Source organism: Streptomyces sp. NBC_01485 (assembly GCF_036227125.1).
Classification (GTDB): Bacteria; Actinomycetota; Actinomycetes; order Streptomycetales; family Streptomycetaceae; genus Streptomyces.
This window is the reverse complement of record NZ_CP109435.1, coordinates 7,282,746-7,296,513: the sequence shown is the minus strand read 5'-3', so window position 1 is coordinate 7,296,513 and position 13,768 is coordinate 7,282,746. Positions and strand designations below refer to the sequence as shown.

Here is a 13,768-nt window from a genome sequence, read left to right as displayed (position 1 = left end):
TCGGGGAGCAGGGCCTCGCCGGCCTCTGTCGGCGGCCCGGCCGGGCCGTCTGCCGTCCCCGCCGGGGTCCCGTATCTCGGGGCCGCCGCCGGGCAGCGCCCAGAGATCGTTGTCCCGGCGGCGCTGGAGAAGGATGCGTCCCTCGTCGTCGGTGACCACCGCGGATGCCGCGACGACCAAGCTGTTGGGCTCGGGGGCGTCCGGATCGTCGTAGTAGTCGGTCCGTGCCATGATCACTCCTTTCGGACTGGCGTCGCGGTCGCCCACACCGCAGCGAAGCTGTCAGCGCAAGTGTCGAAAATGCCGCCTGCCCCATTTCGACGCAAGTGCCAGACAGGGGCACGTGAGCGGTGCGCGGGCACGCCGGGTCCCCGGTGGGTGAGGTGCGGAAAGGTGACACTCCCGCACCGAAGTGTCACCTTCCTGTGCGGACCACCCGCCCCGGGCAGAGAGCCGCACCGCCCAAGTTCGAAGACCCGGTAAACCCCGACCCGGCTCGCGTCCAGCTCCAGGACTTCACCGCTCGCCCGTGCCCCGACCCCGGCGGCCCGGTCCGCCCCGGCACCGACTGGCCGACGGCCGTGCAGGGGACCTTCGCCCCGTTCGCCACGGCCATGGCCGCCGATGGCCTGGCCTTCCTCCGCACCCGGATGCAGGCCGGCCTGTGCGGCCCGGTCCTCGCCGCCGCCGTCGAGGACCGCATCGTGGGCGCGATCGGCCCCATGGAAGTGCGCCCCGACGCGATCGGATGCCCTCAGTTCCTCCCAGTACTTCGCCGTCCTGCCCGAGGCCCGAGGGCCGGGCCTGGGCCTGGGCCGCGTTCTGTGGCGGGCCGCGATGCACTGGGGCCAGTTCCACGGCGCCGCCTACCAGCTCCTCCAGACCGAGGTCGGCGGACCCTCCGAGCGGCTGTGCCAAACCGAAGGACTGACCTCCCTCGGCTTCAGCCACACCGCACGGGCGTAGCCGCCTGGTCTCGCCCGCCGCGAAGTGAATCAAACTCACGTGGCATCGCTGCCGCGACGGATCTCCGGGCCGGGTGTCCGTTTCCTTCAAGACCTGCTGCGTCGGGGCTGTCTACCGTGGCCGTATGAGTCCACGATTTGATGCCATCGGCCTGGTCGTCTCCGACATGGCCGCCTCCGTCGCCTTCTACCGCCGGCTTGGGTTCGCCTTTCCCGAGGGTGCCGAGCGAGAGCCGCATGTCGAGGCTGAACTGCCTGGTGGGCTGCGGCTGTTGCTGGATACCGAGGACACCGTCCGCTCGTTCCACCCGGGGTGGCGGCAGCCGTCCGGAAGCGGTCGGGCGTCGCTGGCGCTGCACTGCGACACGCCGGGCGAGGTCGACACCGTGTACGAGGAGCTGGTGGGCGCCGGTCACCGGGGCGAGCTGAAGCCGTGGGACGCCTTCTGGGGCCAGCGGTACGCCGTCGTGCACGACCCCGACGGCAACGGCGTCGATCTGTTCGCGCCGCTGGCCCCATAGGTCGGTCCCCGCACCGCTAGCGCAGCAGGTCGCCCATTGTGCGGCCCGTGAACTCCCTTACGTCGCGGGAGAGATGGGCCTGGTCGGCGTAACCGGCGCGGGCCGCCGTGTCCGCGTACGGCACCCCCGTCCGGGCCAGCGCCAGAGCCCGTTGCAGGCGCAGGATGCGGGCCAGGGTCTTGGGGCCGTAGCCGAAGGCGGCCAGGGAGCGGCGGTGCAACTGGCGGGCGCCGAGGCCGAGTTCGTCGGCCGTTGCGGCCACCGGCCGGCCCGCGGCGAGGGCGGCGACCAGTCGGCGCAGTGCGGGGTCGGGCGGAGCCGCCCGCTCCAGCGCCAGTTCCTCGAGTGCCACCGCCGGGTGCGCCGCAGCAGCGACCCGAGCGTTCAGGCGCCGCACCTCCGATGCCGGCCACAGTTCGGCCAACTCCACACGCCGGTCGCGTAGTTCGTGGGCCGGTACGTTGAGGAAGGCTGGCGCGGTGCCGGGGTGGAGGCGGATGCCCGACCAGGGCACGGGCGGGCCGTCGGGGACGTGGGCCCGGGTGTCCGGTCCGGCGACCAGCAGTCTGCCCTCGCTCCACATCACGTCCATGCAGCCATCGGGCAGCACGGGAAGCATTCCGGAATCCGGCGACGGCGTGTTCGTCCACACCACCGCCCCGGCCAGCCGGGAGGCCCGCTCCTCGTACACATGTGTCACGCTACGCCGCCACGAAGCCCCGACGGGCTCACTCCGAGTGCTCCCTCCGAGGCCGAGGGCTCACTCCGAGGGCTCACTTCCCCGGGAGCCGGCCCTCCCCGTTACTCCCAGTACCGCCGTTACCCCCAGCACCCCCATTACCGCCGTTCGCTCCATTAGCCCCGTTCCGGCCGTTCCCGCCAGTCCCGCCGGTCCCCCCACTGCCCCCGTTCCCCTTCGGAGAACTCTTCGCATGCGTGCGGAAGCGTCCCGTCACGTCCTCCGGTGGAAGGAAGCGGGACCAGCGTTCGGGGAACTCGGACGGCATGTCGGGGTCGTCTGGGTCGTCGTCCTCGTGGGAGCGGATCGCCGCCACGCGGGCGACGTACTCCACGGCCTCCTCCTGCCGTTGCCGTTCGTTGGCGGCGCGGGCCGCGGCCGTCGCGGCGGCCGGCCAGACGCGGTCGATCGCGGCGTTGACGGCGGCGCCGACCAGCACGGCGAAGGCGGACACGCCGATCCACAGCAGTACGGCGACGGCGGCGGCGAGGGAGCCGTAGATGGTGGCGCCCTCGATCGTGTTCGTCAGGTAGATCCGGAGCAGGAAACTGCCGAGCACCCACATGGCGAGGGCGACGAGCGCGCCGGGCACGTCCTCGATCCACGGGGAGCGGACGGGCACGGAGACGTGGTAGAGCGTCGTCAGGAACGCGATGGACAGGACGATCACGACGGGCCAGTACAGGACCTGCACCACGGTCGTCGACCAGGGCACGATCCGCACCACCGCGTCCGGCCCGGCGACCATCAGCGGCAGCGCGATCGAGCCGATCAGCAGGGCCGCGACGAACAGCAGGAACGCCACCAGCCGCGTCTTGACGATGCCGCGCACCCCGTCGAGGCCGTACATCACGGTGATCGTGTCGATGAAGACGTTGACCGCGCGCGAGCCGGACCACAGCGCGAACAGGAAACCGATGGAGATGACGTCGGGGCGGCCGCCCCGCATCACGTCGTCGAGGATCGGCTGGGCGATCTGCCGCACGCCCTTGTCGGACAGGACCGTGCGGGAGGCCTCGAGAAGGTTGCTCTCCAGGCTGCTGATGGAGTCGGTGCCGGTCCAGTCGTCGACGTAGCCGAGCAGGCCGATGAGGCTGAGGAGCAGCGGCGGCACGGACAGCAGCGTGAAGAAGGCGGCCTCGGCGGCGAGGCCGAGGATGCGGTACTCGATGCAGGAGTTGACGGTGTCCTTCACCAGCAGCCAGGCGGTCCGGCGCTTGGAGACGTTCCGGTAAAGGGCACGCGCCCGGTGGAGACGCCCGGTGGGGCTCCCGGGTTGCTCGGGGGACTGACTTGCTGGCTGCACGCCCTAAAGGTATCCGCCGTTCGGGGCTGCACTCACCTCCGGACTCACCTTCGAATCCACCCCGGACTCACCTCGGACTCACCTTCGGGCCCGCCTCGAACCCACCCCGGACTCACCTTCGGGCCCACCTCCGGACTCGTCTCCGGCAAGGCCGCGTCGCCGGGTCAGGGAGCGGCGCGCGGGCTCCGGACGGCCATGACCGTCGTACCCGGAGGTAGGTTCGGGGTCATGACAGGCCGCACCCACACCGTGACCAACCAGCCCCCGCCCCTGACCGGGTACGACGTCTACGGCACCGACCAGGCGCTGGTGGCCGCCGTCGAACGGCACCTGGCTCCGGAGCTGCTCGACGAGGCGCGCGGCGAGTTGTCGGCGCTCGGGCAGGCGGCCGGATCGGCGCAGGTGCAGGAGTGGGCGGTGCAGGCGGACACGTATCCGCCGAAACTGCGGACGCACGACCGGTACGGGCATCGCGTCGACGAGGTCGACTTCCATCCGGCGTGGCACCGGCTGCTCGGCAAGGGCGTCGGGGCCGGGCTGACGAATGCCTGGGGGCGGCCGGGCGGGCATGTGCGGCGGGCCGCGGGGTTCCTGGTGTGGACACAGGCCGAGGCGGGCAACGGCTGTCCGCTGTCGATGACCCACGCGGCGGTGCCCGCGCTGCGCACCGACCCGGAGCTGGCCGCCGAGTGGGAGCCCCGGCTGACGTCCACGCTCTACGACCGTGAGCTGCGGCCGGCCCGGCTGAAGTCCGGGGCGCTGTTCGGGATGGGGATGACGGAGAAACAGGGCGGCAGCGACGTACGGGCCAACACGACCGTCGCCACCGCTCTCGCCGAGGACGGGACGTACGAGCTGACCGGGCACAAGTGGTTCTGTTCGGCACCCATGTCGGACGGGTTCCTGGTGCTCGCCCAGGCGGGGCCGAGCCGGGGTGGCGGCGGGCTGACGTGTTTCCTCGTGCCGCGCGTGCTCGAGGACGGCACCCGTAACGTCTTCCGCCTCCAGCGGCTCAAGGACAAGCTGGGGAACCGGTCCAACGCCTCCGGCGAGGTCGAGTTCGACGGGACGTGGGCGCGCCGGGTCGGCGAGGAGGGGCGCGGGGTGCGCACCATCATCGACATGGTCGCGGCGACCCGGCTGGACTGCGTGCTCGGGTCGGCGGGGCTGATGCGGCAGGCGGTGGCACAGGCGATCCATCACTGCACGCACCGAGCGGCGTTCGGCGGGAAGCTCGTCGACAAACCGTTGATGCGCAATGTCCTGGCCGATCTCGCGCTGGAGTCGGAGGCGGCGACCACGCTCGCGCTGCGGCTGGCGGCGGCCTACGACGACGGGGGCGAGCAGGAGCGGGCGCTGCTGCGGATCGCGGTTCCGGCGGCCAAGTACTGGGTGACCAAGCGCTGTACGCCGGTGACGGTGGAGGCCTTGGAGTGCCTGGGCGGAAACGGTTACGTGGAGGAGTCGGGGATGCCCCGGCTGGTGCGCGAGTCGCCGCTGAACTCGGTGTGGGAGGGCGCGGGCAACGTCCAGGCGCTGGATGTGCTGCGGGCGCTGCGGCAGGAGCCGCAGGCGCTGAACGCCTATCTCCAGGAGGTGGGGCGGGCGCGCGGGGCCGATCACCGGCTGGACGCGGCGATCAAGGGCCTGCTGACGGAACTGGCGGATCTGGACGGCGTCGAGGGGCGGGCCAGGCGGCTGGCGGAGCGCTTCGCGCTGGTGCTCCAGGGGTCGCTGCTGGTGCGGTTCGCGCCGCCGGAGGTCGCCGACGCGTTCTGCGCCTCGCGGCTGGGCGGGGACGGGGGCGCGGCCTTCGGGACGCTGCCCCACACTCTGGACCTGGCGGCGATCGTCGACCGGGCCGGGCCCGGACTCGGAATCAGCCCCGGACCCTGACCGCGCCGGCCTGCGGAAAGTGGGAGCAGGAAGCGGGGGTGGTGCTGCGCCGACACGGCACCACCCCCGCCGCAATGGCCCTGCGAGGCCAGAATTACCGCTCTCGCGGCATGGCTCAAGTTTCAAACAGACTGTGGATGTTCACCAGGGTTGCAGGGGGTTGCAACATGTCGGAGGTTGTGACCGGACTATGTCCCTCCGTCACGGGCGGACGGCAAGATAGGGCCTTCAGCAAGACCGGAAACAGTCGGCGCAGGAGCTTGACACCCGGTTGTCCGCCTGTCTGCTCCCCGGGAGGCCCAGTGGCGCTGCCACCGATGAACGTGCCGCAGCTCGCGGCCGCCGACGCCGCGCGGGCGGCGCGGATGCTCAACGAGGTGCGCGAGGCCCGGCTGGCCGGCCGGCGGGCGCGCGTCGCCCCGCGTCCCGTGATCGAGCAGTCCTGGGAGCGGATGCTGCGCAGCGGCGTCGACCCCGAGCACGATTTCCGGGCGGGACTGCTCAGCGCCGACGAGGTGCGCAGACGGCGCGAGGAGTCGCCGTTGCGGGAGGTGCTGCCGGTGCTGCGCGAGGGGCTGCTGTCGGTCGCGGACGCCGCCCACCACATCATGGTCGTCGCCGACGAGGAGGGCCGGGTGCTGTGGCGCGAGGGCTGCAACCCCGTGCTGCGCAAGGCCGACGGGCTCGGTTTCGAGCTGGGCGCGGACTGGGGCGAGGCGGTGGTCGGCACCAACGGCGTGGGCACGCCGGCGGTGGTGCGGCGGCCCGTGCAGGTGTTCGCCGCCGAGCACTTCGTACGCTCGCACACGACCTGGACCTGCGCGGGCGCCCCGATCACCGATCCGCGCAACGGCCGGCTGCTCGGGGTGATCGACGTCAGCGGGCCGCTGGAGACGATGCATCCGGCCACCCTCGCCTGGGTCGACGCGGTGGCGAAGCTCGCCGAGTCCAGACTGCGGGAGAAGCACCTGAGTTCGCTGGAACGGCTGCGCGCGGTGGCCGCGCCGGTGCTGGCCCGGCTCGCCGGCCGGGGGGCGGTGGTGGACGGGGACGGCTGGACGGCCGCGGTGACCGGGATGCCGTACGCGAGCCGGATCGCGCTGCCCAAGTCGCCTTCCCCGGGCCGCCGATGGCTGCCGACGCTCGGGTTGTGCTCGGTCGAGCCGCTGGCCGGGGGCTGGCTGGTGCGGTCGGTGGCCGATGCCGGCGAACCGCAGGCGGGCGGCGCGACCCGGATCGTGCTGGACCTGACCCGGCCCCGGAGCTGGTCGGTGACGGTGTCGGGGGGCGCGGGCTCGTGGTGCCACGAACTCAGTCCCCGGCACGCCGAGTTGCTCTACCTGGTGGCGACACGCCGCTGCGGCCGCAGCGCGGCGGGCCTGGCCGAGGACATGTTCGGCGACCCGGGCCGTACGGTGACGGTGCGGGCCGAAGTGTCCCGGGTGCGGCGGTATCTGGGGGGACTTCTGCAACATCGGCCGTATCGTTTCTGCGAGGATGCCGAGGTCGAGCTGCTCCTGCCGGCGGATCCGAAGGGCCTGCTGCCCCACTCGATCGCGCCCGCGGTGGTCCGCGACCGTGCGTCGGCACCGTAGCGACGACGCACGGCGACACCACGCACAGCGACAACGAACAGCGACAACGCGTAGCCACCATGACGCACCCGAGTCCTTCCGGTGGCATCTTCCGCATATTTGCGCGGTCTTCGTCCTCGACGGTGGCCGACTGCCGTAGCATCCCCTACGGGTCACCCCACCTGCTCCTCCGTCAACGTACGGATCACCAGGCGCAGTTGGCCCGCCTCGGGAGGACGTAATGACATATCGCGGCCGACACCGCCGGCGCAGGCGGGGCAGGGCCGTGCGGGCGTTCCTGTCCGGGACCGCTCTCGCGCTCACCGCTGCCGCCACCATGATCAGCGCTTCCCAGGCGACGGTGACCGACGACGGACCCGGAGGGCTGAAGCCGCTCACCGCGGTGGCCGAGACCGGGAAACTGCGGCTGACGGAGAACCTGGTGCCGCAGGCCTCCCTGGACCGCCTGGCCGCGGGCATGGGCCGGCCGGTCGGCGTCGGCGCGGTGCTGGAGGACTCCGACCGCATCCTGCGGGACGCGATCGACTGCTCGCCCGCCGAGCGCGGGGCCCTGCCGGTCTCCCCCGTGGCCACCCGCGCGTACTGCTGGAACACGGACGACACCGCGGGCTGGCAGCCGGGCGCGGTCACCACGTCCGGGGACGCGGACGACGACGGCGCCTGGGGCGCGAACCGGGTGATCCTCTCCGGCTGGTCGCGCAGCGGCGGCGCGGTCGCCGACCGGGGGCTGGCCCGGGTCGGCTTCCTGAACGCGGGCGACCTGAACCACCTCTCCTACACCTGGGCCCTGCTCGCCGTCCCGGAGGCCGACGGACGCGACTACCGGGGGCTGGTCTCCCATGTCTCCGGGATGGTCTGGTACCAGGACAAGCTGCTGGTCACCGCCGACGACGGGGGCCGGACCGCGCTCTACGTCTACGACATGAACCGCGTCCAGCGCGCCAGCGTCGTGAGCGACGCGGTCGGCCGGGTGCCGGGCGGCTGGTCGGCGCACGGCTACCGCTTCGTCCTGCCCGCCATCGGCTCCTACGAGCTGAGCGGCGGCTCGGACGCCCCGCACCCCGCGACCGTCTCCCTCGACCGCAGCACCGTGCCGGACACCCTGGTCGCCGGGCAGTGGACCCTCGACGACGGCGACCGGGGCGCGCACCTGTGGCGCTACCCCTTCAGCACCGCCCCCGGGCACTCGGGGCTCCTCGCCACGAGCCCGACCGGGCGGGTGGCGGCCTCGGAGGCGTACGAGACGAAGCTGACCGGCGTGCGGGGTGTGCTGTCGTACGGGGCGCACTGGTACGTGACCCGCGCCGCCGGGCCCCGGGACGACGGGGACGACGGGCACGGGACGCTGTGGCGGCAGACCGCCGACAGGACGCCCGACGCCACGTACGGCGAGTCGGGCGACAAGGCGGACGCCAAGGCCGACCGGGCGCGGGCCGCGGTGTGCGGTTCGGCGGAGAAGCACAGCTGCTGGAGCCCGCAGACCGAGTCCCTCTCCTACTGGCAGGAGACCGGCGACGTCTGGACCCAGTCGGGGCGGGTGCTCTTCGCGCTGCCGCTGGCCTCGATCGACCGATCGACCGGACCATCGACAGAACAACCGGGTCGATGATTCCCTGACGGGCATGACCAACATTCCCGTGACCACCTGGTCCCTGGAGCAGACCGACCCGGCCGACCTCCTCCCGGCCGCCGCGCCCGAGGGCGACGTCCGGGTCGTCCGCTCCGAGGTCCCCTCCCCCGAGTTCAGCCGCTTCCTGTACGCGTCCGTCGGCGGGGACATCCGCTGGATCGACCGGCTGCGCTGGACGTACGCGCAGTGGCAGGAGCACCTGGCGCGGCCGGGGGTCGAGACCTGGGTCGCGTACGACCGGGGCACGCCGGCCGGATACGTGGAGCTGGAGCCGCAGGACGACGGGGTCGTGGAGATCGTCTACTTCGGCCTGGTGCCGGCCTTCCGGGGGCGGGGGATCGGCGGCCACCTGCTGTCGCAGGGCGCCGCCCGCGCGTGGGAGCTCGCGGACCGCTGGCCCGGGCTGCCGCAGACCAAGCGGGTGTGGCTGCACACGTGCAGCCTGGACGGCGAGCACGCGATGGACAACTACCAGCGGCGCGGTTTCAAGCTGTTCGACACCGAGGTCGAGGAGCAGCCCGAGGTGTCCGCGCCGGGCCCCTGGCCGGGTGCCTTCCCGTCCTGACCCGGCCGCCCGCACCCGGCCCATACCGCTCGTACCCGCTGCGACCTGCGAGGACAAGGGCCCGTGCACGTCATGTGATCGACGCCACCCCTGTCTCACATACCGGGACAAGGGTGTCCGCATCTCGGACGAAGCTGGACTGTGTCCAGAACGCCGTGACACGCTTTCGTCATGTCCGGAACCGGAATCGCCTTGGTGAGTCGGCGGCACGTCGACCTCTGCCGCATGTCCAGCGCCATCTGTCCGGCGCGCTGAGCCGCACCACCACCGCTTTCCGAACGTTCCCGCCTCCTCCCCGCGCAACGCCGCGCACGCATGCCCGTGTGCGCCTATAAGCGCAGGTCAGAGCCGCTTCCCGCCTGTCCCGAAGGACGTATCCATCATGGCCGCCACCCCGCAGAACCCTGCCGCAGAGACTCCCCGCCGCAAGGTGAGCCGTCACCGCGGTGAGGGCCAGTGGGCCGCGGGGCACTTCACCCCGCTGAACGGCAACGAGCAGTTCAAGAAGGACGACGACGGTCTCAATGTGCGGACACGCATTGAGACGATCTACTCGAAGCGGGGCTTCGACTCGATCGACCCCAACGACCTGCGCGGCCGGATGCGCTGGTGGGGCCTGTACACCCAGCGCAAGCCCGGGATCGACGGCGGCAAGACCGCGATCCTGGAGCCGGAGGAGCTGGACGACGAGTACTTCATGCTGCGGGTGCGCATCGACGGCGGCCGGCTCACCACCGGGCAGCTGAGGGTGATCGGCGAGATCTCGCAGGAGTTCGCCCGCGGCACCGCGGACATCACCGACCGGCAGAACATCCAGTACCACTGGATCCGCATCGAGGACGTCCCGGAGATCTGGAACCGCCTGGAGGCGGTCGGACTGTCCACCACCGAGGCCTGCGGCGACACGCCCCGCGTGATCATCGGCTCGCCGGTGGCCGGCATCGCCGAGGACGAGATCATCGACGGCACCCCGGCCATCGACGAGATCCACCGCCGGATCATCGGCAACAAGGACTTCTCGAACCTGCCCCGCAAGTTCAAGTCCGCGGTCTCCGGCTCGCCGCTGCTGGACGTGGCGCACGAGATCAACGACATCGCGTTCGTGGGCGTGCACCACCCCGAGCACGGCCCCGGCTTCGACGTGTGGGTCGGCGGCGGCCTCTCCACCAACCCCAAGATCGGCGTCCGGCTCGGCGCCTGGGTCCCGCTGGACGAGGTCCCGGACGTCTACGAGGGCGTCATCTCGATCTTCCGCGACCACGGCTACCGGCGGCTGCGCACCCGCGCCCGCCTGAAGTTCCTGGTCGCCGACTGGGGCCCGGAGAAGTTCCGCCAGATCCTGGAGGACGACTACCTCCAGCGCAAGCTGGTCGACGGCCCTGCCCCGGACCAGCCGGTCGCCCGGTGGCGCGACCACGTCGGCGTGCACCGGCAGCAGGACGGCCTGTTCTACGTCGGTTTCGCCCCGCGCGTCGGCCGCGTGGACGGCGCGACCCTGACGAAGATCGCGGAGCTCGCCGAGGCGCACGGCTCGGGCCGGGTCCGTACCACCGTCGAGCAGAAGATGATCGTCCTCGACGTCGCGGAGACCGAGGTCGAGTCGCTGGTCGAGGCGCTCGAGGCGCTGGACCTGACCGCCAAGCCCTCCCCGTTCCGGCGCGGCACCATGGCCTGCACTGGCATCGAGTACTGCAAGCTCGCCATCGTCGAGACCAAGGTGCGCGGCTCCCAGCTCATCGACGAACTGGAGCGCCGCATCCCGGAGTTCGACGAGCCGATCACCATCAACATCAACGGCTGCCCGAACGCCTGCGCCCGAATCCAGGTCGCGGACATCGGTCTCAAGGGCCAACTGGTCCTCGACGACCGGGGCGAGCAGGTCGAGGGCTTCCAGGTGCACCTGGGCGGCGCGCTCGGTCTGGAAGCCGGTTTCGGCCGCAAGGTCCGTGGTCTGAAGGTCACTTCGGACGAGCTGCCGGACTACGTGGAACGGGTGCTGAAGCGGTTCCAGGAGGAGCGCGAGGACGGCGAGCGGTTCGCCGCCTGGGCCTCGCGGGCCAGCGAGGAGTCCCTCTCATGAGCGAGCGCGCCGCCCCCTTCTACTGCCCCTACTGCGGCGACGAGGACCTGCGTCCGAGCGAGCAGGGCCACGGCGCCTGGGAATGCGCCGCGTGCAACCGCGCATTCCAGCTGAAGTTCCTCGGGCTGCTCGCCCGCGGAGTTCAGCGAGCCGACGACGGAGGGGACCGGATATGACCACGGCTCAGAAAGGCCGTACGGACGACGAGTTGAAGCGGCTCGCCGAGCAGGCGGGCCGTGATCTGGAGGACGCCTCCGCGCTGGAGATCCTCCAGTGGGCGGTGGACACGTTCGGCGAGCGGTTCTGCGTGACGTCCTCCATGGAGGACGCCGTCGTCGCTCACCTGGCGTCCCGGGTCCGCAAGGGCGTGGACGTCGTGTTCCTCGACACCGGCTACCACTTCCCCGAGACCATCGGCACCCGGGACGCGGTCGAGGCCGTGATGGACGTCAACGTCATCACGCTCACCCCGCGCCGGACGGTCGCCGAGCAGGACGCCGAGTTCGGGCCGAAGCTGCACGACCTCGACCCCGACCTGTGCTGCAAGCTGCGCAAGGTGCAGCCGCTGGAGGAGGGGCTCGCGGGCTACACGGCCTGGGCGACCGGGCTGCGCCGCGACGAGTCGCCGACCCGCGCGAACACTCCCGTCGTCGGTTGGGACGATAAGCGCCAGAAGGTCAAGATCTCCCCTATCGCCCGATGGACCCAGGACGACGTCGACGCGTACGTTGCCGAGCACGGCGTGCTGACCAACCCTCTGTTGACGGACGGTTACGCATCGGTCGGCTGCGCCCCCTGCACGCGCCGGGTCCTCGACGGCGAGGACGCGCGCGCCGGCCGCTGGGCGGGACGCGCGAAGACCGAGTGCGGGCTGCACGGCTGATCACGATGACCGCGACCGCCACGACCCCGCCAACCCGCGCTTCCCTCACTCCCCCGACTTCCTCCGCTGCCTCAACTGCCTCTGCTTTCCCCACTTCTACGAACCGGGAGAACCACGTGACGACCGGAGCCACCGTCTGGCTCACGGGTCTGCCGAGTGCCGGCAAGACCACCATCGCCCGCGAGCTGGCCGACCGGCTGCGTGCGGAGGGCCACCTCGTCGAGGTGCTCGACGGCGACGAGATCCGCGAGTTCATCTCCGCGGGCCTCGGTTTCAGCCGCGAGGACCGGCACGTCAACGTCCAACGCATCGGCTTCCTCGCCGAGTTGCTCGCCCGCAACGGTGTGAAGGCGCTGGTGCCGGTGATCGCGCCGTACGCGGACAGCCGTGACGCGGTGCGCGAGCGCCACCAGAAGAGCGCGACCGCCTACCTGGAGGTGCACGTGGCGACTCCGGTCGAGGTGTGCTCGGTCCGTGACGTGAAGGGCCTGTACGCCAAGCAGGCGGCGGGCGAGCTGACCGGGCTCACCGGTGTCGACGACCCGTACGAGACGCCCGAGTCGCCCGATCTGCGCATCGAGTCCCAGGACCAGACCGTGCAGGAGTCCGCGGCGTCGCTGTACGCCCTGCTCAGCGAGAGGGGACTGGCATGACGACGACCGTCGCCACGGCCAAGGAGGGCACGGCCGGCCCGTACGCCCTCAGCCACCTGGACGCCCTGGAGTCCGAGGCGGTGCACATCTTCCGTGAGGTGGCGGGGGAGTTCGAGAACCCGGTGATCCTGTTCTCCGGCGGCAAGGACTCCATCGTCATGCTGCATCTGGCGCTGAAGGCGTTCGCCCCGGCGGCGATCCCCTTCTCGCTGCTGCACGTGGACACCGGACACAACTTCCCGGATGTGCTGGAGTACCGCGACCGCGTGGTCGCGGCGCACGGGCTGCGCCTGCATGTGGCCTCTGTGCAGGACTACATCGACAGCGGTGTGCTGAAGGAACGTCCCGACGGCACGCGCAACCCGCTGCAGACGCTGCCGCTGACCGAGAAGATCCAGTCGGAGAAGTTCGACGCGGTCTTCGGCGGCGGCCGGCGGGACGAGGAGAAGGCCCGCGCGAAGGAGCGGGTGTTCTCCCTGCGCGACGAGTTCTCCCAGTGGGACCCCCGCCGCCAGCGCCCCGAGCTGTGGAACCTCTACAACGGGCGGCACGCGCCCGGCGAGCACGTACGCGTGTTCCCGCTGAGCAACTGGACCGAGCTGGACGTCTGGCAGTACATCGCCCGCGAGGGCATCGAACTGCCGGAGATCTACTTCGCGCACGAGCGGGAGGTGTTCCGGCGCGGCGGCATGTGGCTGACCGCCGGTGAGTGGGGCGGCCCCAAGGACGGCGAGAGCGTCGAGAAGCGCCTCGTCCGCTACCGGACCGTCGGTGACATGTCCTGCACCGGCGCCGTCGACTCCGACGCCGTGACGCTGGACGACGTCATCGCCGAGATCGCCGCGTCCCGGCTCACCGAGCGCGGCGCGACCCGCGCCGACGACAAGATGTCCGAGGCCGCGATGGAAGACCGCAAGCGCGAGGGGTACTTCTAA

Annotated in this window: 13 protein-coding genes and 2 pseudogenes; 12 read left to right on the top strand and 3 right to left on the bottom strand. The window is 71.5% G+C overall.

Annotation, left to right across the window (positions count from 1 at the left end; all coding sequences use genetic code 11):
• Window positions 1-66: 66 nt before the first annotated feature.
• Window positions 67-231: pseudogene (locus OG352_RS33055) on the bottom strand (NUDIX domain-containing protein); the annotation flags it as partial.
• 263 nt (window positions 232-494) lie between these two features.
• Between OG352_RS33055 and OG352_RS33045 the strand changes: the two are divergent.
• Both OG352_RS33045 and OG352_RS33040 read left to right on the top strand, forming a co-directional pair.
• Window positions 495-966, top strand: a pseudogene (locus OG352_RS33045) (GNAT family N-acetyltransferase); the annotation flags it as partial.
• Between the two features lie 124 nt (window positions 967-1,090).
• Complete coding sequence (locus OG352_RS33040; RefSeq protein ID WP_329221991.1) at window positions 1,091-1,486, top strand: VOC family protein; 396 nt, start codon at window positions 1,091-1,093, stop codon at window positions 1,484-1,486.
• A 16-nt stretch (window positions 1,487-1,502) separates the two neighbouring features.
• Here the strand turns inward: OG352_RS33040 and OG352_RS33035 are convergent, their stop codons facing one another.
• Entirely contained in the window at window positions 1,503-2,177 is a 675-nt protein-coding gene (locus tag OG352_RS33035; RefSeq protein ID WP_329221989.1) for an AraC family transcriptional regulator, read from the bottom strand.
• An 82-nt stretch (window positions 2,178-2,259) separates the two neighbouring features.
• On the bottom strand, window positions 2,260-3,531 hold the full coding sequence (locus OG352_RS33030; RefSeq protein ID WP_329221988.1) for a YihY/virulence factor BrkB family protein: 1,272 nt from the start codon (window positions 3,529-3,531) through the stop codon (window positions 2,260-2,262).
• Window positions 3,532-3,759: 228 nt separating this feature from the next.
• Here OG352_RS33030 and OG352_RS33025 point away from each other — a divergent pair, with 228 nt between their 5' ends.
• The 10 genes from OG352_RS33025 to cysD all read left to right on the top strand — a co-directional run bounded on the left by OG352_RS33025 (window position 3,760) and on the right by cysD (window position 13,768).
• On the top strand, window positions 3,760-5,427 hold the full coding sequence (locus OG352_RS33025; protein WP_329221986.1) for an acyl-CoA dehydrogenase family protein: 1,668 nt from the start codon (window positions 3,760-3,762) through the stop codon (window positions 5,425-5,427).
• A gap of 302 nt (window positions 5,428-5,729) precedes the next feature.
• Complete coding sequence (locus OG352_RS33020) at window positions 5,730-7,022, top strand: GAF domain-containing protein (protein ID WP_329221984.1); 1,293 nt, start codon at window positions 5,730-5,732, stop codon at window positions 7,020-7,022.
• Window positions 7,023-7,242: 220 nt separating this feature from the next.
• Window positions 7,243-8,631: a hypothetical protein gene (locus tag OG352_RS33015; protein ID WP_329221982.1), complete on the top strand. Its 1,389-nt coding sequence runs from the start codon at window positions 7,243-7,245 to the stop codon at window positions 8,629-8,631.
• Window positions 8,632-8,644: 13 nt separating this feature from the next.
• Window positions 8,645-9,217: a GNAT family N-acetyltransferase gene (locus tag OG352_RS33010; RefSeq protein ID WP_329221981.1), complete on the top strand. Its 573-nt coding sequence runs from the start codon at window positions 8,645-8,647 to the stop codon at window positions 9,215-9,217.
• Window positions 9,218-9,388: 171 nt separating this feature from the next.
• Window positions 9,389-9,472 (top strand): putative leader peptide, encoded by an 84-nt coding sequence (locus tag OG352_RS33005; RefSeq protein WP_317824784.1) that lies wholly within the window; start codon window positions 9,389-9,391, stop codon window positions 9,470-9,472.
• 127 nt (window positions 9,473-9,599) lie between these two features.
• Window positions 9,600-11,297 carry a nitrite/sulfite reductase gene (locus OG352_RS33000; RefSeq protein ID WP_329221980.1) on the top strand — a complete coding sequence of 566 codons (1,698 nt, stop codon included), beginning with the start codon at window positions 9,600-9,602 and terminating at the stop codon, window positions 11,295-11,297.
• On the top strand, window positions 11,294-11,473 hold the full coding sequence (locus OG352_RS32995; protein ID WP_329221979.1) for a hypothetical protein: 180 nt from the start codon (window positions 11,294-11,296) through the stop codon (window positions 11,471-11,473). The genes OG352_RS33000 and OG352_RS32995 overlap by 4 nt, the downstream gene beginning before the upstream one ends.
• Window positions 11,470-12,180 (top strand): phosphoadenylyl-sulfate reductase, encoded by a 711-nt coding sequence (locus tag OG352_RS32990; RefSeq protein ID WP_329221978.1) that lies wholly within the window; start codon window positions 11,470-11,472, stop codon window positions 12,178-12,180. Before OG352_RS32995 ends, OG352_RS32990 begins: the two co-directional genes overlap by 4 nt.
• A 5-nt stretch (window positions 12,181-12,185) precedes the next feature.
• The gene (gene cysC, locus OG352_RS32985; protein WP_443072409.1) at window positions 12,186-12,833 is read left to right on the top strand and encodes an adenylyl-sulfate kinase; all 648 of its coding nucleotides are present in this window, start codon (window positions 12,186-12,188) and stop codon (window positions 12,831-12,833) included.
• A complete protein-coding gene (cysD, locus tag OG352_RS32980; protein WP_329221977.1) occupies window positions 12,830-13,768 on the top strand; it encodes a sulfate adenylyltransferase subunit CysD in 939 nt (312 codons plus the stop codon). Before cysC ends, cysD begins: the two co-directional genes overlap by 4 nt.

What these genes read in the sequence shown, in the direction of transcription:
- OG352_RS33010 (WP_329221981.1), top strand. Translation starts at nt 8,645, where the DNA reads ATGACCAACATTCCCGTGACCACCTGGTCCCTGGAGCAGACCGACCCG.
- OG352_RS33000 (WP_329221980.1), top strand. Translation starts at nt 9,600, where the DNA reads ATGGCCGCCACCCCGCAGAACCCTGCCGCAGAGACTCCCCGCCGCAAG.
- cysC (WP_443072409.1), top strand. Translation starts at nt 12,186, where the DNA reads ATGACCGCGACCGCCACGACCCCGCCAACCCGCGCTTCCCTCACTCCC.
- cysD (WP_329221977.1), top strand. Translation starts at nt 12,830, where the DNA reads ATGACGACGACCGTCGCCACGGCCAAGGAGGGCACGGCCGGCCCGTAC.
- OG352_RS33040 (WP_329221991.1), top strand. Translation starts at nt 1,091, where the DNA reads ATGAGTCCACGATTTGATGCCATCGGCCTGGTCGTCTCCGACATGGCC.
- OG352_RS32990 (WP_329221978.1), top strand. Translation starts at nt 11,470, where the DNA reads ATGACCACGGCTCAGAAAGGCCGTACGGACGACGAGTTGAAGCGGCTC.
- OG352_RS33015 (WP_329221982.1), top strand. Translation starts at nt 7,243, where the DNA reads ATGACATATCGCGGCCGACACCGCCGGCGCAGGCGGGGCAGGGCCGTG.
- OG352_RS33005 (WP_317824784.1), top strand. Translation starts at nt 9,389, where the DNA reads ATGTCCGGAACCGGAATCGCCTTGGTGAGTCGGCGGCACGTCGACCTC.
- OG352_RS33025 (WP_329221986.1), top strand. Translation starts at nt 3,760, where the DNA reads ATGACAGGCCGCACCCACACCGTGACCAACCAGCCCCCGCCCCTGACC.
- OG352_RS32995 (WP_329221979.1), top strand. Translation starts at nt 11,294, where the DNA reads ATGAGCGAGCGCGCCGCCCCCTTCTACTGCCCCTACTGCGGCGACGAG.